Source organism: Dechloromonas denitrificans, from assembly GCF_020510685.1.
In the GTDB taxonomy this organism is placed as follows: Bacteria; Pseudomonadota; Gammaproteobacteria; order Burkholderiales; family Rhodocyclaceae; genus Azonexus; species Azonexus denitrificans_A.
In genome coordinates this window covers 4,386,440-4,413,180 of sequence record NZ_CP075185.1, presented here as the reverse complement: position 1 = coordinate 4,413,180, position 26,741 = coordinate 4,386,440, and the positions used below count along the sequence as shown (strand labels likewise).

24 protein-coding genes and 1 pseudogene are annotated in these 26,741 nt (G+C 63.0%); 18 read left to right on the top strand and 7 right to left on the bottom strand.

Annotated elements, in window-relative coordinates:
* Nucleotides 1-91 precede the first annotated feature (91 nt).
* Complete coding sequence (gene ccoG / locus KI611_RS20980; protein WP_226417588.1) at nt 92-1,498, bottom strand: cytochrome c oxidase accessory protein CcoG; 1,407 nt, start codon at nt 1,496-1,498, stop codon at nt 92-94.
* Nucleotides 1,499-1,599: 101 nt separating this feature from the next.
* On the opposite strand from ccoG, the gene KI611_RS20975 reads away from it, so the two are divergent.
* The 6 genes from KI611_RS20975 (at nt 1,600) to KI611_RS20950 (ending at nt 9,322) form a co-directional block, all read left to right on the top strand.
* Nucleotides 1,600-2,052, top strand: coding sequence for an RrF2 family transcriptional regulator (locus KI611_RS20975; protein ID WP_226417587.1), 453 nt, complete (start codon nt 1,600-1,602; stop codon nt 2,050-2,052).
* A 70-nt stretch (nt 2,053-2,122) separates the two neighbouring features.
* Nucleotides 2,123-2,587, top strand: a complete 465-nt coding sequence (gene nikR / locus KI611_RS20970) for a nickel-responsive transcriptional regulator NikR (protein WP_226417586.1) — start codon at nt 2,123-2,125, stop codon at nt 2,585-2,587.
* The gene (locus tag KI611_RS20965) at nt 2,562-3,899 is read left to right on the top strand and encodes a sensor histidine kinase (RefSeq protein WP_226417585.1); all 1,338 of its coding nucleotides are present in this window, start codon (nt 2,562-2,564) and stop codon (nt 3,897-3,899) included. The genes nikR and KI611_RS20965 overlap by 26 nt, the downstream gene beginning before the upstream one ends.
* A gap of 116 nt (nt 3,900-4,015) precedes the next feature.
* Nucleotides 4,016-4,825: a nickel transporter gene (locus KI611_RS20960; protein WP_226417584.1), complete on the top strand. Its 810-nt coding sequence runs from the start codon at nt 4,016-4,018 to the stop codon at nt 4,823-4,825.
* A gap of 118 nt (nt 4,826-4,943) precedes the next feature.
* Nucleotides 4,944-6,941 (top strand): TonB-dependent receptor, encoded by a 1,998-nt coding sequence (locus tag KI611_RS20955; protein WP_226417583.1) that lies wholly within the window; start codon nt 4,944-4,946, stop codon nt 6,939-6,941.
* Nucleotides 6,942-7,045: 104 nt separating this feature from the next.
* Nucleotides 7,046-9,322 carry an NADP-dependent malic enzyme gene (locus tag KI611_RS20950; RefSeq protein ID WP_226417582.1) on the top strand — a complete coding sequence of 759 codons (2,277 nt, stop codon included), beginning with the start codon at nt 7,046-7,048 and terminating at the stop codon, nt 9,320-9,322.
* Between the two features lie 96 nt (nt 9,323-9,418).
* Here the strand turns inward: KI611_RS20950 and mpl are convergent, their stop codons facing one another.
* The gene (mpl, locus tag KI611_RS20945; protein ID WP_226417581.1) at nt 9,419-10,765 is read right to left on the bottom strand and encodes a UDP-N-acetylmuramate:L-alanyl-gamma-D-glutamyl-meso-diaminopimelate ligase; all 1,347 of its coding nucleotides are present in this window, start codon (nt 10,763-10,765) and stop codon (nt 9,419-9,421) included.
* A 50-nt stretch (nt 10,766-10,815) separates the two neighbouring features.
* On the opposite strand from mpl, the gene KI611_RS20940 reads away from it, so the two are divergent.
* The 10 genes and pseudogenes from KI611_RS20940 to KI611_RS20895 form a co-directional block, all read left to right on the top strand.
* Nucleotides 10,816-11,406, top strand: coding sequence for a nucleotidyltransferase domain-containing protein (locus KI611_RS20940; RefSeq protein ID WP_226417580.1), 591 nt, complete (start codon nt 10,816-10,818; stop codon nt 11,404-11,406).
* Nucleotides 11,407-11,445: 39 nt separating this feature from the next.
* Nucleotides 11,446-11,925: a type II 3-dehydroquinate dehydratase gene (gene aroQ / locus KI611_RS20935; RefSeq protein ID WP_226417579.1), complete on the top strand. Its 480-nt coding sequence runs from the start codon at nt 11,446-11,448 to the stop codon at nt 11,923-11,925.
* Between the two features lie 56 nt (nt 11,926-11,981).
* On the top strand, nt 11,982-12,434 hold the full coding sequence (accB, locus tag KI611_RS20930) for an acetyl-CoA carboxylase biotin carboxyl carrier protein (RefSeq protein WP_226417578.1): 453 nt from the start codon (nt 11,982-11,984) through the stop codon (nt 12,432-12,434).
* A 7-nt stretch (nt 12,435-12,441) separates the two neighbouring features.
* On the top strand, nt 12,442-13,800 hold the full coding sequence (accC, locus tag KI611_RS20925; RefSeq protein ID WP_226417577.1) for an acetyl-CoA carboxylase biotin carboxylase subunit: 1,359 nt from the start codon (nt 12,442-12,444) through the stop codon (nt 13,798-13,800).
* 3 nt (nt 13,801-13,803) lie between these two features.
* A complete protein-coding gene (gene prmA, locus KI611_RS20920) occupies nt 13,804-14,694 on the top strand; it encodes a 50S ribosomal protein L11 methyltransferase (protein WP_226417576.1) in 891 nt (296 codons plus the stop codon).
* A complete protein-coding gene (locus tag KI611_RS20915) occupies nt 14,694-15,761 on the top strand; it encodes a DUF3426 domain-containing protein (RefSeq protein WP_226417575.1) in 1,068 nt (355 codons plus the stop codon). The genes prmA and KI611_RS20915 overlap by 1 nt, the downstream gene beginning before the upstream one ends.
* Nucleotides 15,762-15,768: 7 nt before the next feature.
* Nucleotides 15,769-16,704, top strand: a complete 936-nt coding sequence (locus KI611_RS20910) for a carbohydrate kinase family protein (RefSeq protein WP_226417574.1) — start codon at nt 15,769-15,771, stop codon at nt 16,702-16,704.
* A gap of 10 nt (nt 16,705-16,714) precedes the next feature.
* Nucleotides 16,715-17,164, top strand: a complete 450-nt coding sequence (locus KI611_RS20905) for a glycine zipper 2TM domain-containing protein (RefSeq protein WP_226417573.1) — start codon at nt 16,715-16,717, stop codon at nt 17,162-17,164.
* Nucleotides 17,165-17,244: 80 nt separating this feature from the next.
* Nucleotides 17,245-18,006 (top strand): GNAT family N-acetyltransferase, encoded by a 762-nt coding sequence (locus tag KI611_RS20900; protein WP_226417572.1) that lies wholly within the window; start codon nt 17,245-17,247, stop codon nt 18,004-18,006.
* A pseudogene (locus KI611_RS20895) lies at nt 17,907-18,527 on the top strand (lysophospholipid acyltransferase family protein); the annotation flags it as partial. The gene KI611_RS20900 and the pseudogene KI611_RS20895, both read left to right, overlap by 100 nt.
* Before the next feature lie 190 nt (nt 18,528-18,717).
* On the opposite strand, the gene KI611_RS20890 reads toward KI611_RS20895, so the two are convergent.
* Genes KI611_RS20890 through KI611_RS20875 form a run of 4 tightly spaced genes read right to left on the bottom strand, consistent with a single transcriptional unit; the run spans nt 18,718 to nt 23,189 of the window.
* Nucleotides 18,718-19,548 (bottom strand): symmetrical bis(5'-nucleosyl)-tetraphosphatase, encoded by an 831-nt coding sequence (locus tag KI611_RS20890; RefSeq protein WP_226417571.1) that lies wholly within the window; start codon nt 19,546-19,548, stop codon nt 18,718-18,720.
* Nucleotides 19,548-21,371 (bottom strand): glutamine--fructose-6-phosphate transaminase (isomerizing), encoded by a 1,824-nt coding sequence (gene glmS / locus KI611_RS20885; RefSeq protein WP_226417570.1) that lies wholly within the window; start codon nt 21,369-21,371, stop codon nt 19,548-19,550. Before glmS ends, KI611_RS20890 begins: the two co-directional genes overlap by 1 nt.
* Before the next feature lie 9 nt (nt 21,372-21,380).
* A complete protein-coding gene (locus KI611_RS20880; RefSeq protein ID WP_226417569.1) occupies nt 21,381-22,388 on the bottom strand; it encodes an NAD-dependent epimerase in 1,008 nt (335 codons plus the stop codon).
* Between the two features lie 30 nt (nt 22,389-22,418).
* Entirely contained in the window at nt 22,419-23,189 is a 771-nt protein-coding gene (locus KI611_RS20875) for a glycosyltransferase family 2 protein (RefSeq protein ID WP_226417568.1), read from the bottom strand.
* Between the two features lie 55 nt (nt 23,190-23,244).
* Between KI611_RS20875 and waaC the strand changes: the two genes are divergently transcribed.
* Nucleotides 23,245-24,183 carry a lipopolysaccharide heptosyltransferase I gene (gene waaC, locus KI611_RS20870; RefSeq protein WP_264180081.1) on the top strand — a complete coding sequence of 313 codons (939 nt, stop codon included), beginning with the start codon at nt 23,245-23,247 and terminating at the stop codon, nt 24,181-24,183.
* Entirely contained in the window at nt 24,183-25,442 is a 1,260-nt protein-coding gene (gene waaA, locus KI611_RS20865) for a lipid IV(A) 3-deoxy-D-manno-octulosonic acid transferase (RefSeq protein WP_226417567.1), read from the top strand. Before waaC ends, waaA begins: the two co-directional genes overlap by 1 nt.
* Here waaA and KI611_RS20860 read toward each other — a convergent pair.
* Complete coding sequence (locus KI611_RS20860) at nt 25,408-26,736, bottom strand: TolC family outer membrane protein (protein WP_226417566.1); 1,329 nt, start codon at nt 26,734-26,736, stop codon at nt 25,408-25,410. The genes waaA and KI611_RS20860 overlap by 35 nt on opposite strands.
* Between the last annotated feature and the right edge of the window lie 5 nt (nt 26,737-26,741).

Genomic DNA, 26,741 nt, shown 5'->3' with positions numbered 1-26,741 from the left:
CGGTTTGAATCCGAAACCACGATTCAATCCAAGCATATCCCGTTCCAGATATTCGACCGGGCGCCTTGGCCAGCAATAGGCGACGGCGGTGTCAGGGCATCCAGAAAGAGGCTTTTTGTTCGACGCGGGTCGTTGGGTCGTTCGCGTCGGTGATGGCGAAGGTGATCGGGTGGGAGCCGCTGGGCGCCGCACCGGGATCGACTTCGACCGTCAGTGCAAGATCCTGCATCGCCGCGCCGGGAACGCTGACCGTGTCGGCGCCGTGCAGCCGGATGCCGGTGATTCCGGCAACTTCAATACGGTAGCGGCGGTCCTGTTCGCTGGCATTGGTCAGGTGCATCTGGAAGGTGTTTTCAATGGCGCCGTCGTCGCTTTCGCGATAAAGCACGGCGCGCTCCTTCTGGACGCCGACCTTGAGCGGCATCTTGGTGGCCAGCGACCAGGCGGTCAGGCCGCTCAGAATCAGGAAGGCGGCGAGGTAAAGCATGGTGCGCAGGCGGAAGGCGCGGCGGACAATCTGCGGCTGGGTGAAGTGATTTTCGACGGCGTTTTCCGTCGAATAGCGGATCAGGCCGCGCGGGTAGTGCATCTTGTCCATCACCTGGTCGCAGGCATCGATACAGGCGGCACAGCCGATGCATTCGAGCTGCAGGCCGTCGCGGATGTCGATGCCGGTCGGACAGACCTGGACGCAGATGCCGCAATCGATGCAGTCGCCGAGTCCGGCGGCGCGCGGGTCGGTCTTTTTCGGACGGCTGCCGCGCGCCTCGCCGCGTTCGGCGTCGTAGGCGATGATCAGCGTATCGCGGTCGAACATCACGAACTGGAACTGGGCGTAGGGACAGATGTACTTGCACATGTGCTCGCGCAGGAAGCCGGCCATGCCGTAGGTGGCCAGGCCGTAAAACAGCACCCAGAACAGTTCCCAGGCGCCGATCGTGGCGAGGCCGATGCTGCTGAGCAATTCGCGCATCGGCGTGAAATAGCCGACGAAAGTCAGTCCGGTCCACAGCGAAATGAGCAGCCAGATGGCGTGCTTTAGCGTTTTCTTGGCCAGCTTTTGTGGCGATGACGGGGCGGCATCGAGCTTGATGCGCCGCGGCCGATCACCCTCGATCCATTTTTCCACCCAGAGAAATATCTCGGTATAGACCGTCTGCGGGCAGGTATAGCCGCACCACAGGCGGCCGGCGACGGCGGTGAAGAGAAACAGCGCGAGGGCCGATAACAACAACAGGATGGCCAGGTAAATCGTGTCCTGCGGCCAGAGCACCAGATCGAAGATATAGAAGCGGCGCAGTTCGAGATCGAATAGCACGGCCTGCCGGCCGTTCCACGGCAACCAGCAGAGGCCGTAAAAAATCGCCTGGGTCAGCCAGACAAAAGCGATCCGCCAGTTCTGGAACAGGCCGCTGATCGAGCGCGGATAGACTTTGGCGTTGGGGTCGGTCACCGCTTTGATCTCGATGACTCGCCTGGCCGGGGATTGCTTTACCATGATCGCGCTGGGGTCTCTGTTGTGGTTTTAAACATGTATAATTTTTGAATCTTCATGGTAGCAATGAATCTTCACCCAATGCAATCCTGGAAATCCGTCTGATGCGCCTCAGTTCCTTTTCCGATTACAGCCTGCGCGTCCTGATGTACCTCGGCGTGCATGCCGGGCGTCTGGCGACCATTGCCGAGATCGCCGCTTCCTACGGCATTTCGGAAAACCATCTGATGAAAGTCGTGCATCAGCTGGGCCGGCTGAGCTACATCGAAACGGTACGCGGCAAGGGCGGCGGCATGCGCCTGGCGAAGCCGCCAGCCGACATTCGCCTGGGCGAGGTGATTCGCCAGACCGAGATCGACTGTGCCCTGGTCGAATGCTTCGGCACCGCTTCGACTTGCCAGATTCAGGCGGCTTGCCGCCTGCCGTCGATTCTCGACGAGGCGCTGGCGGCGATGTTCAAGGTCCTCGACAGCTACACGCTGGCCGATCTGCTGCACAGCCCGGGCCAATTGACCCAAGTCCTGTTCGCCCGCCCGGTGACCCAGCCCGTCGTGTAGCTGGCCGGCGGGTTGCGCGCCAGCGGGAATGGCGGCATTGTGGCAGGCGTTTACGCGCAGAGGCTGACTGATGGAACGCTTTACCATTTCCCTGGACGAATCGCTGGCCCGGCAGTTTGACCAACTGATCGCGGCGCGCGGCTACAGCAACCGCTCGGAAGCGGTGCGCGACCTGATCCGCGGCGCCATCGAGGGCGACCGCCAGCGCGATCCGCCGGCCGGCCATTGCGTCGCCAACCTCTCTTACGTCTACAACCATCACGAGCGCGAACTGGCCGAGCGGCTCACCGGCCTGCAGCACGCTCATCACGATCTGACGGTGGCGGCGCTGCACAGCCATCTCGATCACGACAATTGCCTCGAATCGGTGATCCTGAAAGGCACCACCGCCGACGTCCGGCAATTCGCCGAGGCCCTGATCGCCGAACGCGGCGTCCGCCACGGGCTGCTCAACGTGATCGCCCTCGAAGCCGAGACGCATCACGCCCACGACGAACACGGCGCTGCGCATGTCCACTACCGTCCCGCCCGCTGACAGTCCGCTCGCCGCGGTTTCCGAAGGCCTCGGCGAACAGGCCTGGATCGAGGTCATCCAGAAGATGGATGAGGTCTACAACGACCTGCTGCAGTACGAAGTGGCGCTTGAAGAAAAGAATGCCGCGCTCGAGGAGTCGCACCAGTTCATCGAGAGCGTGCTGGCTTCGATGTCGGACATCCTGATCGTCTGCGACCGCAACGGCAATATCGAGGAAGTGAATGCCTCGCTTTGCCACTTCGCCGGCAAGGATCAGGCGGCGCTCGAACATACGCCGGTCTTCAGTCTTTTCGCCGACGACAGCGAACGGGCCAGGGCGCGCGAGGTATTCGCCCGTTTCGGCCGGGAAGGCGTGCACGACTGCGAGTTTTTCTTGCGGGCCGGCGACGGCGCCACCGTGCCGGTGTCGATGAACTGCACGCCGCGCGTCTCGCAGACCGGCAAGCTGATGGGCATGGTCGTCACCGGCCGGCCGGTCGGCGAGTTGCGCCGCGCCTACCAGGCCTTGCGCCAGGCGCACGACGATCTGAAGCGCACGCAAGGCCAGTTGTTGCACGCCGAGAAAATGGTATCGCTCGGCCGTCTGGTGGCCGGCGTGGCGCATGAACTGAACAATCCGATCAGCTTCGTGCTGGGCAACGTGCTGTCGCTGAAGCGCTATGCCCAGCGCCTCGAAAGCTATCTCGGCGCCGTCCAGGCAGTCGATAACCCGCAGCTCAAGGCGCTACGCGCCGAATTGCGCATCGACCGGGTGCTCGCCGACATGCCGCTGTTGATCGACGGGATGATCGAAGGCGCCGAGCGGACCCGCGATATCGTCGATGCGCTGAAGCGCTTCTCGGCGGTGGACAAGATGACGCCGGAGCAGGTCAGCCTCAATGAAGTGGTCGAGCGCTCGGTGCGCTGGGTGGTGCAGAGCGCCTCGGCCCGCTTCGCAGTCAGCGTCGATTTGCCGCCCCGGCTGATCTGCTCGGGTTCTTCCGGGCAATTGCAGCAGGTGGTGATGAACCTCGTGCAAAACGCCTGCGACGCGACGATCAACCAGCCGGAGGCGCGCCTGAAGATCTCCGGTCTGGTCGAAAACGGCATGGCTTGCATCCGGTTCATCGACAACGGGCCGGGCATTTCCGAAGAACATCTCGGCCGCCTGTTCGAGCCTTTCTTCACCACCAAGCCGGTCGGCCAGGGTACCGGCTTGGGGCTGTCGATCAGCTATGGCATCGTCGAACGCCACGGCGGCAAGCTGGCCGCCGCCAATCTGCCGGAAGGTGGAGCGGAATTCATCCTTGCACTGCCGGTGGAAAGCAGCTGATCACTTGGCCGTGGCGACTGGCGGTCGCCGGACCGGCAAGTCAATACGAACAATGACTTATTGCGCTGGCACGTTACTTGTATGAAGATTGTTAAAACCTTCATACAAGGCTTGCCATGGAAACCCTGCCCTCCGACTGGCTGTCGCTGCTGATCCTGACCTTCGTGCTCGGCATGAAGCACGGTTTCGACGCCGACCATCTGGCGACCATCGATGGCCTGACCCGCTACAACGCCCGCAGCCGGCCGGGACTGGCGCGCTACTGCGGTACCTTGTTTTCGCTCGGCCACGGCGCCGTGGTCATGGCCATCGCCCTCGGCGTCTCGGCCATCGCCGGGCAGTGGACCGTGCCGGAATGGTTCGCCGTGCTTGGCTCGGTCATTTCCATCGCCTTCCTGGTCGCCCTCGGCAGCCTCAATCTGGCGGCCGTACTGCGTGCCGGGCCGGATGAAATGGTCCAGCCGCTCGGCCTCAAGGGGCGCCTGCTCGGCAAGCTCCGTCATGTCTCGCATCCGGCGCTGGTGGCGTTGGTCGGGGCGCTGTTCGCGCTGTCCTTCGACACCCTGTCGCAAGCCGCTTTTTTTGCGCTGACCGCCACCCAGTTCGGCGGCTGGCAGCACGCACTGCTGCTGGCGCTGCTGTTCATGCTTGGCATGTTGTTGACCGACGGCATCAACGGCTTGTGGATCGCCCGCCTGATCGCCCGGGCCGACCAAGTGGCGCTGGTCGCTTCGCGGGTCATGGGCCTGGTGGTTTCCGGCATCAGCCTGCTGGTCGCCGCTTTCGGTGCGGCCAAGTTGCTGTCGCCGGGCATCAATGCCTGGAGTGACGGCAAGGAACTGATTTTTGGCTTTGCACTGGTCGCCATCATCGCCGCCAGTTTCGTGGTGGCCGTGCGCCTGACGCGCCGGCCGGCGGTCGCTTGAATTAACGGTGATTGAGGGGGAATGGCCGGGCAACCGGCCTTTTTTAAAAATGAGAGTAAGACAAAAAATATTTTACTCATACCTTCTCGCCGCGGTCGGTGGCGCTTCAGCCCATACGGTGACCGAACTGTCGGCGGTCGAAGTCCGCGCCCAAGCGGAAAATCTTGAAGGTATCGCCGCGTCCGCCAGCGAGGGCGTGGTTTCCAGCCAGCGCCTGGCTGCGGTGCCGATGCTGCGTCCCGGCGAAGCGCTGGAAATGGTGCCCGGGCTGATCGTCACGCAGCACGCTGGTGACGGCAAAGCCAATCAGTATTTCCTGCGCGGCTTCAATCTCGACCACGGCACCGATTTCGCCACTTATGTCGGCGGCGTACCGGTCAATATGCCGAGTCACGCCCATGGTCAGGGTTACACCGACCTCAATTTTCTGATTCCGGAATTGGTCGATCGCATCAGCTATCGCAAGGGGCCGTATTTTGCCGAAGAGGGCGATTTTTCGTCAGCCGGGACGGCGCATATCGACTATTTTCGCCGGCTCGATGCCGGTTTCGCGCAGCTGACGCTCGGCCAGAACGGCTATGCCCGCAGCCTGCTGGCCGGCTCGCCGGAGTTGGCCGGCGGCAATCTGCTCTACGCGCTCGAACTGTTCCATAACGATGGTCCGTGGCAGGTTGACGAGCACTATCGCAAGCTGAACGGCGTGCTGCGCTACAGTCAGGGCACGCGCCACGATGGCTGGTCGGTGACCGGCATGGCCTACCAGGGGCGGTGGACATCGACCGACCAGATCGCCGAACGAGCGATCGACAGCGGTCAGGTCGACCGTTTCGGTTCGCTCGATTCGACGACCGGCGGCAAGACCTTTCGCTACAGTCTGGCCGGCGAATGGGCGCAACGTGGCGCACACAGCCAGACCAAGGCCAATCTCTGGTGGTTGAAATCCGGCCTCGATCTGTGGTCCAACTTTCAGTATTGCCTGAACGATCAGGCGGCCACCGGCGCTTGCGCCAGCGGCGATCAGTTCAAACAGGCCGAGCGGCGGCAGGCGGTCGGGTTTTCAGCGGCGCAGGCGATTTTCGATCAGTGGGGGCGTTTCGCTGTCGAAAACAGCTTCGGCGTCCAGGGCCGGATGGATCGCCTCAGTCCGCTCGGCCTCTACGCGACGAGTCAGCGGGCTACCCTCAGTACCGTGCGCGAGGACCGGCTTAGCCAGCGCAGTCTCTCGCTGTGGGCGCAGAACGAGATCCGTTGGACACCGTGGTTCCGGACGACGCAGGGGCTGCGCGGCGATGCCTACGAGTTCACCGTCGATTCGGGAATGAGCGCCAATTCCGGCCGCGCCAGCGACCAGATGGTGACGCCGAAACTTGCCTTCGTTTTCGGGCCATGGCAGAAGACCGAGTTCTATCTGAACTACGGCCACGGCTTTCATTCCAATGATGGGCGCGGCACCACCATCACGGTCGATCCGCGCGACGGTACGACGCCGGTCGATCGGGTCAAGCCGCTGGTTCGCACCAAGGGCCGGGAAGTCGGTTTGCGCACGGAACTCGTCCCTGGCTGGCAATCGACCCTGGCGTTGTGGCAACTGGATGCCGCCTCGGAGCTGCTCTTTGTCGGCGATGCCGGTACCACCGAGGCCGCTCGCCCGTCGCGGCGCTATGGGGTCGAGTGGACCAACCTCTACGTGCCGGCTGACTGGCTGGCCGTGGACGCCGACCTCGCCTGGTCGCATGCCCGCTTCCGCGATGCCGATCCAGCCGGCGCCTACATTCCCGGCGCCGTCACGGCGACCGCCAACCTTGGCTTGACCATTGATCGCCGGGGTCCGTGGTTCTCCTCCCTGCGCCTGCGCTACTTCGGGCCGCGCCCATTGGTCGAGGATAACTCGGTGCGCGCCAAGGCCTCCGCGTTGACCAACTGGCGCATCGGCTACAAGTTCGACCAGCGAACGCAATTGGCGCTCGATGTTTACAACCTGTTCGACCGCAAGGTGAATGACATCGAATACTGGTACGACTCGCAACTGGCCAATGAGGCGGCTCCAACATTCGATCGTCACGTCCACCCGGCCGAGCCGCGCAGCTTCCGCCTGACCCTGACGCATCGCTTCTAGAAGGAGCGCCAGCCGACAGCTAGGTGTTTTCCACGTGGCATCGCCGGGCGCTTTGGAGTACCCTTTAGGGTTTTCCCTACTACTAGAAAACCCAAGGAGATTTCGTGGAAAAAGATTTGCGCGAAGCCGCACTTGAATATCATCGCTGGCCAACCCCCGGCAAGATTTCCGTTCGCCCGACCAAGGGCCTGACCAACCAGCGCGATCTCGCCCTGGCCTACTCGCCCGGCGTTGCCGCCGCCTGCGACCTGATCGTCGAAGATCCTTCGATGGCTGCCGAAATGACGTCGCGTGCCAATCTGGTCGGCGTCATCACCAACGGCACCGCCGTGCTCGGCCTCGGCAATATCGGCCCGCTCGCCGCCAAGCCGGTGATGGAAGGCAAGGCCTGCCTGTTCAAGAAATTCGCCGGCATCGACGTTTTCGACATCGAACTGGCCGAGAACGATCCGGACAAGCTGATCGACATGATCGCTGCCATGGAGCCGACGCTCGGTGGTATCAATCTCGAAGACATCAAGGCCCCGGAGTGCTTCTACATCGAAGAAAAGCTCAAGGCGCGGATGAACATCCCCGTCTTCCACGACGACCAGCACGGCACGGCGATCATTTCTGCTGCCGCCATGCTGAACGGCATGAAAGTGGTCGGCAAGAAAGCCGAAGAGATCAAGGTGGTCTGCTCCGGCGCCGGCGCCGCAGCCATTTCCTGTCTGAACCTGTGGTGCGAACTGGGCGTCAAGCGTGAGAACATCACCGTTTGCGACTCCAAGGGCGTCATCTACGTTGGCCGCGATGCCAACATGGAAGCGACCAAGGCCCGTTACGCCCGCGAAACGACCAACCGCACGCTGGGCGATGCGATGGTCGGCGCCGACGTTTTCCTCGGTTTGTCCGCCGGTGGCGTGCTCAAGCCGGAAATGGTCGCCAGCATGGCCGACAAGCCCATCGTTTTCGCGCTCGCCAACCCGACCCCGGAAATCATGCCGGAACTGGCCAAGGCCGTGCGGCCTGACGTCATCATCGCGACTGGCCGCTCCGACTACGTTAATCAGGTCAACAACGTGCTGTGTTTCCCCTTCATCTTCCGCGGTGCGCTCGATGTCGGCGCCACACGTATTACAGAAGAGATGAAGATGGCCTCGGTGCGTGCCATTGCCGAACTGGCCGAAGCCGAGGTGACCGATGAAGTGGCCATGGCCTTCCCGGACCAGGTCATTACCTTCGGCCCGGAATACCTGATTCCCAAGCCTTTCGATCCGCGCCTGATCGTCAAGATCGCCCCGGCGGTTGCCCAGGCGGCGATCGACTCGGGCGTCGCCACCCGGCCGATCACCGATTGGGCGGCCTATCGCGCCAAGCTGTCCGAGTTCGTTTATCACACCGGCGTCGGCATGCGCGCCATCTTCCAGGCCGCCCGCCGGGCCCAGGGCAAGCGCATCATCTACGCCGAGGGCGAAGACGAGCGCGTGCTGCGTGCCGCCCAGGTGGTGATCGAGGAAAATTTTGCCCGCCCGATCCTGATCGGTCGCCCGGCCGTCATCGAGCATCGCCTGGCCAAGGCCAGCCTGCGCATCAAGCCGGGGGTCGATTTCGACATCGTCAATCCGGAGTCCGACGAGCGTTACCGCGAATGCTGGACGGCTTATCACAAGCTGATGGTCCGTCATGGCGTGACGCCAGCCATCGCCAAGGAAGCGCTGCGCCGCAAGCCGACGCTGATCGGCGCCATGCTGTTGAAACTGGGCTACGCCGATGGCCTGATCTGCGGCACGACCGGCCAGTTCAGCCACCACATGGGGGTCATCGATCAAATCATCGGCAAGCGCCAAGGCATCAATACGCTGGCGGCGATGAACTATCTGATGCTGCCGGGGCGTTCGCTGTTCATTTGCGATACCCATATCAACGAAAACCCGACGGCCGAGCAAATCGCCGAAATGACGGTAACCGCTGCCGAGCAGGTCAAGCGTTTCGGCGTACTTCCGAAGGCCGCCTTGCTGTCGCATTCCAACTTCGGCTCGGCGTCCTCGGAATCCTCAAGGAAAATGGCGCGCGCCGCAGTTCTGGTTTCGGCCATGACCAACGGCGAACTGGAAATCGATGGCGAAATGCACGGCGATTCGGCCTTGTCCGAGGAAGTCCGCCGCGCCGCCAACCCGGAGTCGTCGCTGAAGGGTGAAGCAAATCTGCTGATCATGCCCAACATCGATGCCGCCAATATCACCTACAACCTGCTGAAAATGACCGCCGGCGAAGGCGTGACGATCGGCCCCGTGCTGCTCGGCGTGGCCCGCCCCGTCCATGTGCTGACTTCGACGGCCACCGTCCGCCGTCTGGTCAACATGACGGCGCTGGCCGTGGTCGAGTCGATGGAGCGCTAAGCAGGCAGGCTCCTTCGTCAATACAAAAAAATGGCTGCCCCGGTAACGGTGGCAGCCATTTTTCATTTCAGGGCCGGCGACAGCTGACCGGTCGGATCAATTCTTCAGCGCAGCCAGCAACTTGCCGTGAATGCCGCCAAAGCCGCCGTTGCTCATCACCAGGATATGGTCGCCGGAACGGGCTGCTGCAACGATCTTGCGGACAAGTTCGCCTAAATCGTCTTCAACGACCGCCTTGTCACCCATCGGGGCCAGCGCCTCGCGGGCGTCCCAGCCGAGATTGGCCGCGTAGCAGAAGGCCGCATCGACTTCACGCAGGCTGTCCGGCAACTGGCTCTTCATGGTGCCCAGCTTCATGGTGTTCGAGCGCGGCTCGAGAACGGCGAGAATGCGTGCCGTACCAACCTTGCGGCGCAGTCCGGCGACGGTGGTGGCGATGGCTGTCGGATGATGGGCAAAATCGTCGTAAACCGTGATGCCGCCGACTTCGCCGCGCACTTCCATGCGTCGTTTGACATTGACGAAGCGGGACAGGGCTTCCAGGCCCTGGGCCAGCGGCACGCCGACATGGCGGGCGGCAAGCAGTGCGGCACAGGCATTGGCCCGGTTGTGGTCGCCGGAGAGTTGCCAGACGGTACGGGCGATTTCGCCCTGTGCTCCGTGCAGAATCAACTCGCCGCCGGCATCGTCACCGCTGACGCGATAGCCGACCGGATCGTTGAAGCGCTCGACCGGTGTCCAGCAGCCGCGCTGCAGCACACGTTCCAGGCTGGCTTCGTTGGCGTTCGAGACAATCAGCCCGGAGGCCGGCAGAGTACGCACGAGATGGTGAAACTGCGTCTCGATGGCGTCCAGATCGGCGAAGATATCGGCGTGATCGTATTCCAGGTTGTTCAGAACGACGGTGCGTGGCCGGTAATGCACGAACTTGGAGCGCTTGTCGCAGAAAGCCGTGTCGTATTCGTCGGCTTCGATGACGAAAAACGGGGTGCCGCCAAGCCGGGCGGACACGCCGAAATTGAGCGGCACGCCGCCGATCAGGAAGCCCGGCTGCAGGTTGGCGTCTTCCAGGATCCAGGCCAGCATGGCGCTGGTCGTCGTCTTGCCGTGCGTGCCGGCGACACCGAGGACCCAGCGGCCTTGCAGGACATTTTCGGCGAGCCATTGCGGGCCCGAAACATAGGGCAGTCCCTTGTCGAGAATCGCTTCAAGCAGCGGGTTGCCGCGCGAAATGGCGTTGCCGACTACGAAAACATCGGGTTGCAGGGCGAGTTGCTCAACCGCGAAGCCCTCGATCAAATCGACGCCGGCGCCGCGCAACTGGTCGCTCATCGGCGGGTAAACATTGGCATCGCAGCCGGTTACCTTGTGGCCGGAAGCTGCGGCCAGTTGGGCCACGCCGCCCATGAAGGTGCCGCAGATACCGAGAATATGAATGTGCATGAGACTTGGACCCGTTAGAATGGGGGTGATTTTACCTTGATCGCGCCCCTATGCCCCGTCATGACAGGGCTCGCCCGCTCAACGGCGCGCGAGCCGCCATCGCCAGTGCCGCTGCCCGACTGATGGCAGAGGATGGCATTACCGATTACCACCTGGCCAAGCGCAAGGCGGCCCGCCAGCTTGGTCTGACCGAGCATGTCGGTTTCCCCGACAACGCCGAGGTCGAGGCCGAGTTGCGCGCCTACCGCAGCCTGTATCAGGGCGAGGATCACGAGGAGCAGCTCCTGGCGCTGCGCCATACGGCGCTCGAACTGCTCGATCTACTGGCCGATTTCCGTCCGTATCTGACCGGTTCGGTGCTCGAAGGGACGGCCGGCGAACATTCGTCCATCGACATCCTGCTTTTTGCCGATAGTGCCAAGGAGGTCGAGATCTTCCTGCTCAATCGCGGCATCGATTTCGTGCATGCCGAGGCACGCCATGAACGTGTCGAAGCCGTACTGGTCATGGAGACCGATACCGCCAGCGCCAACCTGATCGTTTTGCCGCCGCAACAGGAAAGAGTCAGTTTGAAGTACCGTGACGGTCGTCCGCGCGAACGGGCGCGTGCCGATGCGCTGCGTGCCCTACTTTCGGAATAGACTAGACAACTTGTTGCCAATTACGGCAAACTTGCAGCCATGACGAAGCGAAAAACTGCTTCCAAGCCGGTAGACAAAGCGCGCATCCTGGTGGTGCACGGGCCGAATCTGAACCTGCTTGGCACCCGTGAACCCGAACACTACGGCCGGACGACCCTGTCGGATATCAACATGGCGCTGGCCCGCATGGCCGAAAACGTCGGTGTCGATCTCGAGGCTTTTCAGAGCAACCATGAAGGGGCGCTGATCGAGCGCATTCATGCCGCTCGGGAGCAGGGCGTGCGCGCCATCATCATCAACCCGGCTGCCTATACCCATACCAGTGTCGCCTTGCGTGATGCGCTGGCGGCGGTGGCGATTCCGTTCGTCGAAGTGCATCTGTCCAATGTGCACGCGCGGGAGCCGTTCCGGCAACATTCCTATTTCTCTGACCTGGCTGTCGGCGTCATCTGCGGGCTCGGTCATGAGGGCTACTTGCTGGCCCTCGAATACCTGCTCAACAAACTCAATATTGAATAGTCCGGCTTCGACCGGCTTTTTGTGCCCAACGGGCGCAATACACAAGGGAGTCATCCATGGATCTGCGTAAACTCAAGAAACTTATCGACCTCGTTCAGGAATCCGGCATTTCCGAGCTGGAAGTTACCGAAGGCGAAGAAAAAGTGCGCATCGCCAAACATTACGGCAATGTCGTTGCTGCGCCGCAGCAGTACTATGCCGCGCCGCCCGCTCCGCTGCCTGGCGCTCCGGTCGCCTCGGCGGTCAATCTCGACGACGAAGACGAGTTGCCGGAAGGCCATGTCGTCAAGTCGCCGATGGTCGGTACCTTCTACCGCTCGCCGTCGCCCGGTGCCGAGTCTTTCGTGCAGATCGGGCAGAGCGTCAAGCAGGGCGAAACCCTGTGCATTATCGAAGCGATGAAGTTGCTCAACGAGATCGAAGCCGATGCCTCCGGCGTGATCAAGGCCATCCTGCTCGACAATGGCGAGCCGGTGGAGTTCGGCGAACCGCTATTCGTGATCGGCTGATATGGCGATGTTCGAAAAGGTTCTGATCGCCAATCGCGGCGAGATTGCCCTGCGCGTCCAGCGCGCCTGTCGCGAACTGGGCATCAAGACGGTCGTGGTGTACTCCGAAGCCGACCGCGAGGCGAAATACGTCAAGCTGGCCGACGAGTCGGTGTGCATCGGTCCGGCTTCGTCCGCACTGAGCTACCTGAATGTTCCGGCCATCATTTCCGCAGCCGAAGTGACCGATTCCCAGGCGATCCATCCGGGTTACGGCTTTCTCTCCGAGAACGCCGATTTCGCCGAGCGTGTCGAAACCTCGGGATTCGTCTTCATCGGGCCGCGGGCTGAAACGATACGCCTGATGGGCGACAAGGTTTCCGCCAAGAATTCGATGAAGGAAGCCGGTGTGCCGTGCGTTCCCGGTTCCGATGGCGCCTTGCCGGAAGATCCCAAGGAAATCGTGCGCATCGCCCGGGCGGTCGGTTATCCGGTGATCATCAAGGCGGCCGGTGGCGGTGGCGGGCGCGGCATGCGCGTCGTGCACACCGAGGCGGCGCTGGTCAATGCCGTGGCGATGACCCGCCAGGAAGCCGGAACCTTCTTCGGCAACCCGGCGGTGTACATGGAAAAGTATCTGGAAAACCCGCGCCATGTGGAAATCCAGGTACTGGCCGACGAATACAAGAACGCCATCTACCTCGGCGAGCGCGACTGTTCGATGCAGCGCCGCCACCAGAAGGTGATCGAAGAGGCGCCGGCGCCGCACATTCCGGCCCGCCTGATCAATCGGATCGGCGAACGCTGTGCCGAAGCCTGTCGCAAGATCGGCTATCGCGGTGCTGGTACCTTCGAATTCCTTTACGAGAACGGTGAGTTCTATTTCATCGAAATGAACACCCGCGTTCAGGTCGAGCATCCGGTCACCGAGATGATCACCGGCGTCGATATCGTCCAGGAGCAGATTCGCGTTGCGGCCGGCGAAAAGCTGCGCTATCGCCAGAAGGATATCGTGGTTCGCGGGCACTCCATCGAATGCCGCATTAACGCCGAAGATCCCTTCACGTTCGTGCCATCTCCCGGCAAAATCGCTTTTTACCATCCGCCGGGCGGCCCCGGCATCCGGGTCGATTCGCACATCTATCAGGGCTACACCGTGCCGTCGCATTACGATTCGATGGTTGCCAAGGTGATTGCCTATGGCGATACCCGCGAACAGGCTATCCGCCGCATGCGTATAGCGCTGTCCGAGATGAGCATCCAGGGCATCAAGACCAACATCCCGCTGCATCAGGAACTGATGCAGGACGCCCGTTTCGTCGAGGGCGGGACCAGCATTCATTACCTTGAACAAAAACTCGCCGACAAGGGCGAAGTGAAGCAGTAAGCGATGGCTTGGCAAAACGTCAGTTTCATGACCGATGCGTCGCACGCCGAGCCGTTGTGCGATGCCCTGCTGGAAGCCGGCGCCCTGTCGGCCTCGATCGAGGATGCCGATGCCGGCACGCCGGACGAGCAGGCGCAGTTCGGTGAGCCGGGTTCGGTCAATTCGCCGGGCTGGATGCGTTCCCGCATCGTCGCGCTGCTCGAGCCGGATGCGGATGCAGCCGCCTTGCTGGCTGCAGCCGCTGCAGCGATTGGCCTGAATGAAGTGCCGAGCTTTGGCATCGAGGATGTGGCCGAGCAGAACTGGGTGCAACTGACCCAGTCGCAGTTCGATCCGATCCGCGTTTCCGAACGTCTATGGATCGTGCCGTCCTGGCATGAGTCGCCCGACCCGGCGGCGGTCAATCTGATTCTCGATCCCGGCATGGCCTTTGGCACGGGTTCGCATCCGACCACCCGACTCTGTCTGGAGTGGCTCGAACGTAATGTCCTGCCCGCTTGCAGCGTGCTTGATTACGGTTGCGGCTCGGGCATTCTCGCCATTGCCGCCGCCCGTCTCGGTGCCGGCCGGGTCGCCGGGGTCGATATCGATCCACTGGCCGTTGAAGCTGCCCGCGCCAATGCCGAGCGTAACGGTGTGACGGCTTTGTTTGCCGATTCGGCGGAACCGGTTGCCGGCGAGTATGATGTTGTCGTGGCCAATATCCTCTCCAATCCGCTCCGTGTTCTGGCGCCAGCCATCGTCGGCCATGTCCGATCCGGCGGTCGTCTCGCCTTGTCGGGCATCCTCAAGGAGCAGGCCGAGGAAATCATCGCCATCTACGCGCGCTGGTTGCCTTTGCAAGTGGCCGATACGCGTGAGGACTGGGTATGCCTGGCGGGGCGCAAGCCCTGATGCGGACGCGCTGTCCGGCCTGTGCCACGATTTTCCGTGTCACGTCCGAGCAGTTGCGCCTGAAGGCTGGCAAGGTTCGTTGCGGACATTGCCAATCGGTCTTCAACGCTTTCGACGAGTTTCTGCCGGACACCGACGTGCCGCCGGTTGCCCAGCCGGCAAGCGAGCTTGCACCGGTTTTTGCGCCTCCGCCGGAAGCGCAGCCGGAACCTGACCCTGACCCTGACCCCGAAACAGAACCTGAACCGCCGGCGATTGCCGCAGCGGTCGACGAAGCCTTGGTCGCGCCGGACAGCGACGAACCGCTAGTTGAGGCGCTGGTCGCTGAGCCATCAGAGCCCTTGCCCGAGGCGCTTGTCGAGCCCGAGCAGCCGGCCGCAGTTGAAGCACTCGAGGTGATCGATCCGCCGTCCCCTGAACCGGTCGTCGAAGAGGTTTCAGCCTTGGCCGAGCCGGGTAGCGAAACCGCGGAAGAATCGACGCTGGCGGCGCGTGAGGCAGGCCTGGTTGCAGCCCGCGAGCTGAGCGATGCGCCAGCCTACAACCGCTGGGCGGCCGGTGCGCTGGCCAGCGATGCGCCGGGCGGTTTCGCCGGCGAGCCGGCGCGGCATGCCGTCTGGCCTTTCGTGCTGGTTGCTGGCCTGTTGCTGCTGGTGCTGGCCGGGCAACTGTTCTATCACTTCCGGACCGGGCTCGTGCAATGGCTACCCGCTGCGGCGGCGCTTTACGAGCTGGCCGGGGTGGACATTCCGCTGGCGCAAAATGCCAATCTGGTGGCCATCGAAACCTCCGACCTGCAATCCGACAATGCGCGCGGCCTGTTCGTCCTGAATGCGACACTGCACAATCGGGCAGATTTCGCCCAAGCCTGGCCGGCCCTCGAACTGACCCTGACCGACACCAGCGACACTGTGGTGTCGCGCCGGGTGATGAGCGCTGCCGAATATCTGCCGCCCGGCATCAGTGCCGAGCGTTTCCCGGCGAATGGCGAAGTCGCCGTCCGCCTGTGGATCGAAGCCAGAAATATCGGTGCCGCCGGGTACCGCCTTTACATTTTCTATCCCTGAATATCCTATGACGACACTTATTTGCGGCTCGCTGGCTTTCGACAACATCATGGTCTTCCCGGACCGCTTCAAGAACCATATCCTGCCCGAGCAGATTCATATCCTGAACGTCGCTTTCCTGGTTCCGGAGATGCGCCGCGAGTACGGCGGCTGCGCCGGCAACATCGCCTACAACCTGATGCTGCTCGGTGGCGAACCGTTGATCATGGCGACGGTTGGCGACGATGCCGCACCCTACCTCGATCGTCTCGACCAGCTCGGTCTGCCGCGCACCCACGTGCGCCACGTACCGGGCGGTTTCACGGCCCAGGCCTTCATCACCACCGATCTCGACGACAACCAGATCACCGCCTTCCACCCGGGGGCGATGAGCTTTTCGCATCTGAATAAGGTCGAGCATGCGGCCTCGGCCAAGCTTGGCATCGTTGCGCCGGATGGTCGTGAAGGCATGATGCAGCACGCCCGCGATTTCGCTGCTGCCGGTGTCCCTTTCATTTTCGATCCCGGTCAGGGCCTGCCGATGTTCAACGGCGACGAACTGCTCGATTTCATGCGTCTCGCCGATTACGCCTGTTTCAACGATTACGAGGCCAAGCTGCTGTGCGACCGTACCGGGCGCAGCCTGGAGCAACTCGGGCGCGAGGTGAAGGCGCTGATCGTGACACGCGGTGGCGATGGATCGGAAATTCATTCTGACGGTCAACGTTTCGATATCCCCTGCGTCGAGGCCGATCAGGTGATCGATCCGACCGGTTGCGGCGATGCCTACCGTTCCGGCCTGCTCTATGGCATTGCCAACGGCTTCGATTGGCAAAAGACCGGCCGTCTGGCAGCGCTGATGGGGGCGATCAAGATCGCCCACCGGGGCGGACAGAACCATCAGCCTAGTCGCGAGGAAATCGCCGCCCGCTATCAACGCGCTTTTGGCGTAGCTCTCTGGTAAAGGCAAGACTATGAAGACGCTCTCTTTGCTGTTGCTCTCGGTAATCTTGCTGGCCGGCTGTGCCAGCAGCAAATCCGGCGATGTCTATAGTCGCGATCAGGCGCGGCGCGAGCAGACGGTGCGCCAGGGCGTCGTCGAGTCGGTACGGGCGGTGCAGATGGAAGGCACCAAGTCGCCGGTCGGTACGGTCGCCGGTGCGGCGGTCGGCGGTATTGCCGGCAGCACGCTGGGCCATGGCAAGGGTTCGGCGGTGACCGCGGTAATCGGGGCTGTCGCCGGTGGCCTGGCCGGAGCGGTGATCGAGGAAGGAGTGACCCGCCGACAGGCCATGGAGATCACCGTGCAGCTTGATGGCGGACGACTGATAGTCATTGTCCAGGAAGGCGACCCGCAGGAATTCCGGCCCGGCGATCGGGTCCGCGTTCTCTCTTCCGGTGGCGAGTCGCGCGTCACCCGCTGAAACGCTGCCGTAAAGAGCGTGCAATAGCCGTGTAATGCCGATCTTTCATGCTGTTCTCCACTACCTGAGTGGAGAGCAGCATGGAAAAGCTACAGAGCGGCGCCGAACAACGCCGCGCCAATCGTCCCAAGCTGGCGGTCAGTTTTGCCCGGACCCAGAGCGATATTCTTGAAGCGCAGCGCTTGCGCTACCGGGTGTTTGCCGGCGAGATGGGGGCCAATTTGCCCAGCCGCACGCCGGGCGTCGATCACGACATCTATGACCCCTATTGCGACCATCTGGTCGTGCGCGATGTACAGACCAGCGAAGTGGTCGGAACCTACCGCATTCTGCCGCCGGAAAAAGCCCGGCAGATCGGCTATTACTCGGAAAACGAGTTCGATCTGACCCGTCTGCAGCACCTGCGGCAACGTCTGGTCGAAATCGGCCGTTCCTGTGTGCACCCCGATTACCGTACCGGCGCGACGATTACCCTGCTCTGGTCCGGCCTTGCCCAGTACATGAGCGAAGGTGGCTACGACTACCTGATGGGCTGTGCCTCGATCAGCATGGCGGACGGTGGGCACGTTGCAGCCAGTCTGTATAATCGTCTGGCTGCCGAGCATCTTGGGCCGCAGGAGTACCGTGTCTTTCCCCGTTGCCCGTTGCCCCTGGCGGCGCTGCAGCAGGACCGGCCGGCCGAAACGCCGCCGCTGATCAAGGGTTATCTGCGCGCCGGCGCCTGGATTTGTGGCGAACCGGCGTGGGATCCCGATTTCAACACGGCCGACCTGCCGATACTGATGCCGATGGCGAAAGTTTCCGATCGTTACGCCAAACACTACCTGGGACAAGCAGACTGAACCAAACCAATTTTCCGATCCGCGCCTTCCGGATTTTTCGCCTGGCCCTGCTGGTTTTTAGCGGGGCTTTGTTCGTCCTTTGCGTTTTTCCGCTGTGCAGCGAGGCGGCCCGCCTGCGCCTCAAAGCCAGCTGGGCAATTGCATTGCTCGATGCGCTGGGCGTCGAGGTCGAGGCCGACCTGACCCATGCGGCGCCCGGCGCGCTGCTGGTTGCCAACCATATTTCGTGGATCGACATTTACGTCATCAATGCCGTGCTGCCGGCCGCCTTCGTCTCGAAAGAGGAAGTGCGCCATTGGCCGTTGATCGGCTGGCTGGCGGCCAAGAACGACACCATTTTCCTGCGCCGCGGCAGTCGGGGGCATGCCCGGATCATCAACCAGCAAATTGCCGAATTGCTCGACAAGGGCCGCCACGTGGCGGTTTTTCCCGAGGGAACGACGACGGATGGAACCCATCTGCTGCATTTTCATGCCGCGCTGATCCAGCCGGCGCTGGCGGCCGGGCGGCCGGTCTTGCCGATTGGCATTTCCTATTGGGAACTGGATGGCACGCGCAGTCTGGCGCCGCGCTACGACGGCACGATTACGCTGGGCCAATGCACGCGGGCCATTCTCGGTCGCCGGCGCCTGATTGCCCGGCTGGTGACGACGCCGTTGCGTGGCGTCAATGGCGAGGATCGTCGGCAGGTTGCCGTTGCAGCCCGCGAGGCTATCGCTTTAGCGGCAGCGCTTCCCCACGCGCACAATCCACCTGAAAAACCTGCCGGTCTTCCAGTCGCACCGCCGTCAGATGACCACCCCACAGACAGCCGGAATCGAGTGCCAGCAGATTTGGCGTGACTTTCAGGCCGAGGGCCGACCAGTGACCGGTGACCAGTACCGCATCGGCGCTTCGCCGGTCGGCTAGCTCGAACCACGGCAGGTGGCCAGCCGGTGCATTGCTCAGTTTGCCTTTGGCCTTGAATTCCATGACGCCATCCGGCGTGCAGAAGCGCATTCGGGTCATCGCATTGACGATCACCCGAAGGCGCGGCCAGCCGGTCAGATCATCCGACCAGCCGGCCGGTTCGCTGCCCCACAGGTTCATCACGAATTCGCGGTAATCCGGGCCTTGCAGAACGGCCTCCACTTCGCGGGCCAGTTCGCGGGCCCGGGCGGCCGTCCATTGCGGTAGCAGGCCGGCGTGTACCAGGCAGAATTCGCCTTCGGTATGGCACAAGGGTTGATGGCGCAGCCAGTCGAGCAGTTCGGCGGCATCCGGCGCATCGAGGATGGACTGGATGGTGTCGTCCTTGCCGCGAAACTTGGCGCCGCCCTCGGCGACCATCAGCAGGTAGAGGTCGTGATTGCCGAGCACGGTCAGGGCAGAGTCGCCAAACGATTTGATCAGGCGCAGCGTTTCCAGCGATTTCGGGCCGCGGTTGACCAGGTCGCCGACCAGCCACAGGCGATCGACGGCCGGATCGAAGGCGCAGCGCTCGAGCAAGCGGCACAGCGAGTCGTAACAGCCCTGAATGTCGCCGATCGCGTAGGTCGCCATTATTCGACGGTGACGCTCTTGGCCAGATTGCGCGGCTTGTCCACGTCCGTACCCTTGACCAGCGCGGCGTGATAGGACAGCAGTTGCAGCGGGATGACGTGCAGAATCGGCGACAGTTCGCCGTAATGTTCGGGCAGGCGGAGGATATGGACGCCTTCCGACTCGGCGATTTCCGAATCGGCGTCGGCGAAGACATAGAGTTCGCCGCCGCGGGCCTGGACTTCCCGCAGGTTCGATTTCAGCTTGTCGAGCAACTGGTCGTTCGGGGCGACGGAAATCACCGGCATGTTGGCATCGACCAGCGCCAGCGGGCCATGCTTGAGCTCGCCGGCCGGATAGGCCTCGGCGTGGATGTAGGAGATTTCCTTGAGCTTCAGGGCGCCTTCCATGGCGATCGGGAAGTGCCGGCCACGGCCGAGGAAGAGGGCGTGATGCTTGTCGGCAAAGCGCTGGGCCCAGACCTTGATCTCGCTTTCCAGTTCGAGCACTTTGTTCACCGCGACCGGCAGGTGGCGCAACTGGTCGATATAGGCGCTTTCCTGCTCGGCGCTCAGGCGCTGCTTGACCTTGGCCATGACCAGCGTCAGCACGAACAGCGCAGCAAGCTGGGTGGTGAAGGCCTTGGTCGAGGCGACGCCGATTTCCGGGCCGGCGCGGGTGATGAAGCGCAGCGTGCATTCGCGGACGATGGCCGATTCCGGCACGTTGCAGATGGCCAGCGTCTTGCCCTGGCCAAGCGACTTGGCGTGGCGCAAGGCGGCCAGCGTGTCGGCGGTTTCGCCGGACTGGGAAATGGCGACGATCAGTTGGCGGGGATTGGGCACCGAGGTGCGATAACGGTACTCGCTGGCGATCTCGACAGTACACGGCACGCCGGCAATCGCTTCGAGCCAGTAGCGGGCGGTGTAGCCGGAGTGGCTGCTGGTGCCGCAGGCGAGAATCAGGATCGAGTCGACATCGTCGAGCATCGTGGCGGCTTCTGCCCCGAAAATGCCGGGCTGGATGGTCTTGCTGCCGCCGACGATTTCCAGCGTGTTGGCCAGTGCTTCCGGCTGCTCGAAGATTTCCTTCTGCATGTAGTGCTGGTAATTGCCGAGTTCGACCGCGGCGGCGGAGAGCTGGGAGACATGCACCGGACGGTCGACCGGCGTGCCGTCGAGACGGGTGATCCTGACCGATGCTGCGGTCAACTCGGCAATGTCGCCGTTTTCCAGGTAGACCATGTTGCGGGTGACCTGAAGCAGGGCCGAAGCGTCGGAAGCGGCGTAGTTGCCGGTCTCGGACACACCGAGCAGGAGCGGCGAACCTTCGCGGGCAACGACGACCTTGCCGGGCTGCCGGTGGTCGATGACCGCGATGGCATAGGCGCCGACCAGGCGGCGGCAGGCGATCCGCACTGCGGCGAACAGGTCGGGCTCGCTTTTCAGCGTGGCATCGATCAGGTGGGCGATGCTTTCGGTGTCGGTATCGGAGGTGAAGACATAACCCTGGGCGACCAGTTCGCGACGCAGGCTTTCGTAGTTTTCGATGATGCCGTTATGGACGACGGCGATCGAATTGGAAATATGCGGGTGGGCATTGCGCTCGCACGGCACGCCGTGCGTCGCCCAGCGCGTGTGGGCGATGCCGGTGACGGCACTGGTGCTGGCCGAGGCGGCTTCGAGTTCGGCGACCCGTCCGACCGAACGGACGCGTTCGATATGATCGCCCTGGATGACGGCCAGTCCGGCCGAGTCATAGCCCCGGTATTCGAGCTTCTTCAGGCCCTCGACCAGAACGGGAACGATGTTGCTGCCGGCTGCTGCCGCGACGATGCCGCACATAGTTGATCCTTAAACCTTGTAGTAATCGCGATACCAGGCGATGAAGCGGCTGACGCCTTCCTGGACGGTGGTGCCCGGGACGAAACCGACCCAGTCGTTGAGCAGATCGGTGTTGGCGAAGGTCGCCGGGACATCGCCGTCCTGCAGCGGCAACAGGCGCTTCTCGGCTTTCTGGCCGAGGGCATTCTCGATGGCGCCGATGAAATCGAGCAGTTGTACCGGATTGTTGTTGCCAATGTTGAACACGCGGTACGGCACGTTGCTGCTTGCCGGGTCGGCGGAAATCGCCTCGTAGGCTGGGTTGGCGGCGGCGGTCTTGTCGAGGACGCGGATCACGCCTTCGACGATGTCATCGACGTAGGTGAAGTCGCGTTTCATGTTGCCGTGGTTGAAGACGTCGATCGGCCGGCCTTCGAGGATGGCCTTGGTGAACAGGAACAGCGCCATGTCCGGCCGGCCCCACGGGCCATAGACGGTGAAGAAGCGCAGGCCGGTGGTCGGCAGCCCGTAGAGGTGGCTGTAGGTGTGGGCCATCAGCTCGTTGGCCTTCTTGGTCGCGGCGTACAGGCTGACCGGGTGATCGACGCTGTCATGCTCGGAGAACGGCATCTTGGTGTTGCCGCCGTAGACGCTCGAGCTGGAGGCGTAGACCAGATGCTGCACCTTGTGGTGGCGGCAGCCTTCGAGAATGTTGATGAAGCCGACCAGATTGCTGTCCACGTAGGCGTGCGGGTTCTGGATCGAATAGCGGACGCCGGCCTGGGCGGCGAGGTGGATCACCTTGTCGAACTTCTCGGCGGCGAACAGCGCTTCCATGCCGGCCCGGTCGCCGACATCCAGCTTGACGAAGCGAAAATTGGCGTGACCGGTCAGGCGGGCCAGCCGGTTTTCCTTCAGGCTGACTTCGTAATAATCGTTCAGGTTGTCGAGGCCGACCACTTCGTCGCCACGCGCCAGCAGGCGCAGAGAGGCAGTCATGCCGATAAATCCGGCGGCGCCGGTCACGAGAATTTTCACTGGTCGACCCTTTGATTGAGTATCTTGATTTTACCGCAGCGCAGCATCGGAATTCTGGCGCTCCAGCATTTTGGAATATTTGATGAAGCTGTTGAAACAGCCGATGGTGATGTGGATCAGTCCGGGCAGGCCGTCGCGAAAACCCTGGCGGATCAGATAGAACTTGATGAAGCGGATCAGCGGGCTGACGACGATGCGCCCAAAGCTCGCCCGCTTGCCAGAGGCCAGCGCCATCTCGGCGGCCAGCGTCGTGTAGCGGTTCTGCTTGGTCAGGTAGCTGGCCAGCGATTCGGCCGAGTCGTGCAGCAGGTCGCCGGCCAACTCGCCGATCGGGCAATCGGTCTCGACTTTTTCGTGCACTGCATCATTCGACCAGCGGGCCTGGCGGCGGTCGAACAGCCGCAAACTCCAGTCCGGGTAGCCCTCGCCGTGCTTCAGATAGCGGCCGAGAAAGCGGTTGCAGCGGGGGGAACGGAAGGCGCCGGTGGCCGGGGCTTGCAGGGTTTGTTCGATGCTCGCCTGCAAGTCGGGCGTGACCCGTTCGTCGGCATCCAGGCAGAGCACCCAGTCGTGTTGCGCAGCCTCGACGGCAAACTGTTTTTGCCGCCCGAAACCCAGCCATTCCTGCTGAATGACCCGGGCGCCATGCTGCACGGCCAGCGCCTGGGTGCCATCCGTACTGCCGGAATCGACGACCACGATCTCGTCGGCGAAGCGCGCGCTGTGCAGGCATGCCGCCAGCTGCGAGGCCGCATTCAGCGTAATGATGGCAACAGAAAGCGGCTGGCGCGAGATGGGCATCTATAATTGCAGCTTCGAAAAGCCGTCATTTTATCTGCCGATGCGCATCCTGATTGTGAAAACTTCCTCACTCGGCGACGTTATCCACAATTTGCCCGTGGTTAGCGACATCAAGCGGCATTTTCCCGATGCTGCAGTGGACTGGTGCGTCGAAGAAAGTTTCGCGGCCATCCCGCGCCTGCATCCCGGCGTCGACCAAATCATCCCGGTCGCCATCCGGCGCTGGCGCAAGAAGCTGTTGAGCGGCGTGACCTGGCGCGAGATTTCGGCTTTCGGCCGGCTTATCCAGCGCGAGCGCTACGATCTGGTGATCGATACGCAAGGCCTGATCAAGAGCGCCTTCATCGCCCGTCGGGCGCGCGGCCCCTTGGCCGGCTATGCCGCCGATTCGGCGCGCGAACCGCTGGCGGCCAGCCTCTACTGCCGGCACTTCAGCATTTCCCGCGACCTGCACGCCGTGGTGCGCAATCGCCAGCTGGCCGGTGCGGCGCTCGGCTACGCCGTCGAAGGCGGCCCGGATTACGGCATTGCGGTGGCGCCGTCAGGTGCCGACTGGCTGCCGCCCGCGCCTTACGTCGTCTTCCTGACCGCCAGCAGTCGCGACGACAAGCTGTGGCCGGACGAACACTGGCTGGAACTCGGCCGGGCCTTGCACGCCCGCGGCATCCACGCGGTGCTGCCGGCCGGCACGCAACCCGAGCGCGAGCGGGCGGCCCGGTTGGCGGCCGGCATTCCCGGTGCCGTCGCCGCGCCGCCGCTGTCTATCCCGGATCTGGCCGCCGTGCTGGCCGGAGCACGCGCCGCGATCGGCGTCGATACCGGCCTGACCCACCTTGCCGTCGCGCTGGATATCCCGACCGTGGCGCTGTATACCGCGACCGATCCCGGCCTGACCGGCGTGCTCGGCACCGGCTTTTGCCGCAACCTCGGCGGCAAGGCGCAGATTCCGGACGTCGCCGCCGTGCTCGCCGAACTGCAGCCGGTGCTCGCCTGATGGCCCGCCTGCTCTATTCCCTGTTCCTCTACCTGATCACGCCGCTGATCTGGCTGCGCCTGCTCTGGCGCGGGCGCAAGCAAGCGGAATACTTGCAGCATCTTGGCGAGCGTTACGGGTTTTATCGCCAGCCGGTGCCGGAAAAACTGATCTGGGTGCATGCCGTTTCGGTTGGCGAAACGCGCGCCGCCCAACCGTTGATCGAAGGCCTGCAAGCCTGCTGGCCGGGGCATCGCATCCTGCTCACCGGGATGACGCCGACCGGCCGCGAGGCGGGTCGGCAGGTTTATGGCGAGAGGGTGATCTGGGCCTATCTGCCCTATGACTACCCGGGCGCCGTGGCACGGTTTTTCCGACACTTCTCGCCCGCCTTTGGCATTCTGATGGAAACCGAAATCTGGCCCAACCTGCTGGCCGCTGCCCAAGCCCGTCAAGTCCCGGTGATGCTGGCCAACGCCCGCTTGTCGGCCCGTTCGGCGCGCGGCTACGGCAAGCTCGCGGCGCTGGTCCGGCCGGCATTTGCCGCGTTGAGCGGGGTGGCCGCGCAGACGACTGGCGATGCCGAGCGGATAGCTGCGCTCGGCGCCCGCCAGCTGGCGGTCTGCGGCAATCTGAAATTCGATGTCACGCCTGCCGCCGACAACATCGCGCTTGGCCAGCGCTGGCGCGCCGTCATCGGGCAGCGCCCGGTGTGGCTGGCGGCCAGCACCCGCGAGGGCGAGGAGCCGCTGATACTCGAAGCCTGGCGCGCCGTTCGGGTGCCGGAGGCATTGTTGGTGCTGGTGCCGCGTCATCCGCAACGTTTTGCCGAAGTGGATGGCTTGCTCGGCCAGCAGGGTTTGCGGGTTGTCCGGCGGAGCACCGGCCTGCCGCAGCCTGATACGCAGGTCTGGCTGGGCGACAGCATGGGCGAAATGGCCGCCTATTTCACGCTGGCCGATCTCGCCTTCATCGGTGGCAGCCTGTTGCCGCTTGGCGGGCAGAATCTGATCGAGGCGGCGGCCTGTGCTTGCCCGGTGCTGGTCGGGCCGCATACCTTCAACTTCCTGCAGGCCACCGAGGATGCCATCGCGGCCGGCGCGGCGCGGCGCGTCGACAGTCCGGCGGCGCTTGGCGCAGCGGTTGATCAGCTATTGCGGGAGGCGCTGGAGTTGGCGGCGATGCGTCAGGCCGCCAGCCGTTTCGCCCAGTCGCACCAGGGGGCGACCAAGCGCATGCTGGAATTTATTGCGCAGTGCCTGGATCAAGCAGCGCGTTGATCTGGGCGACATCGTCGTCACCCAGCGAACCGACGGCCGCCTTCAGCCGTAGCTGCGAAAGCAGGGTATCGAGCGTGGCCTTGGCCAGATCGCGGCGCGTTACATAAACTTGGTTTTCGGCATTCAGCACGTCGATATTGATGCGCACGCCCACTTCGTAGCCGAGCTTGTTCGATTCGAGAGCCGACTGCGATGAAACCAGCGCTGCCTTCAGTGCCCGGACCTGAGCCAGGCCATTGGCGACGCCGAGGTAATACTGCCGGGCGGCAAGCGCCGCGCCGCGCCGAGCCGTTTCCAGATTGGATTGAGCCGCACTGCGGTTGGCCGCCGCTTCACGTTGGCGGGAAACCACTTGGCCGCCGAGATAGAGCGGGATGTTCAGTTGCAGACCGACATTTTTGTAGTCGGTGTCGAGCATGCCCAGCGTGGTCGAGGCATATGACTTCGAGTAGCCTTGGTTGGCCACCAGATCGACGGTTGGATAGTGCCCGGCCCGTTGCTTGTCCACTTCGCGGGCGGCAATGTCGGCGGCAGCCTGTTGAATCTGTACGGTGATGCTGTCTTTTTCAGCTGCCGCAACCCATTGGTTCATGTCATTCGGTTGTGGCGGGGTGAGTTCGGCATCTTTGCGCGGCGCCGCGAGCCCGCCGGCTTCCCGGCCAATGATGGCCTGCAGCGCATGCTGCTTGATTTCGAAATCGCTTTCCGCGGCGATTTCCTGGGCGATGGCCAGATCGTAGCGGGCCTGTGCTTCATGGCTGTCGGTGATGGTTGCGGTGCCGACCTCGAAATTCTTTTTCGCTGATTCGAGCTGCTGGGCGATGGCGGTCTTGTTGGCGCGCACGGCCCTCAGGTTCTCGATCGTATAAGTGACATCGAAATAGGCCTGGGCGACCCGCAGGATCAAATCCTGTCTGGCCTGGGCGAAGTTGGCCTCGGCCTGGGCGACCTGAATTTTCGACTGGTCGTAGGTGACCCAGTTCTGCCAGCGGAACAGCGGCTGGGAAAGCGTCAGCTGATAGCCATTGGAGTTGAAATTCGGTTTCGCGAAGGTGGCGCCGTTATGGGCTGCGATCTCGTTCTGGTTCCACACCGTGTTGCCCGACAGCGTCAGGCTGGGCAACAGGCCGGCCCGGCCCTGCGGCATCTTTTCCCGGCCGGCATCGAGTGTCGCCCGGGCCGCGGCGAAAGTCGGGTCGTTATCCTGCGCCGCCCGGTAGACCTGCATCAGGTCGGCGGCATGAAGCGGCGAGGCGAGCAGGGGGGAGAGCAACATCCAGGCGAGCTTTTTCATGTCTT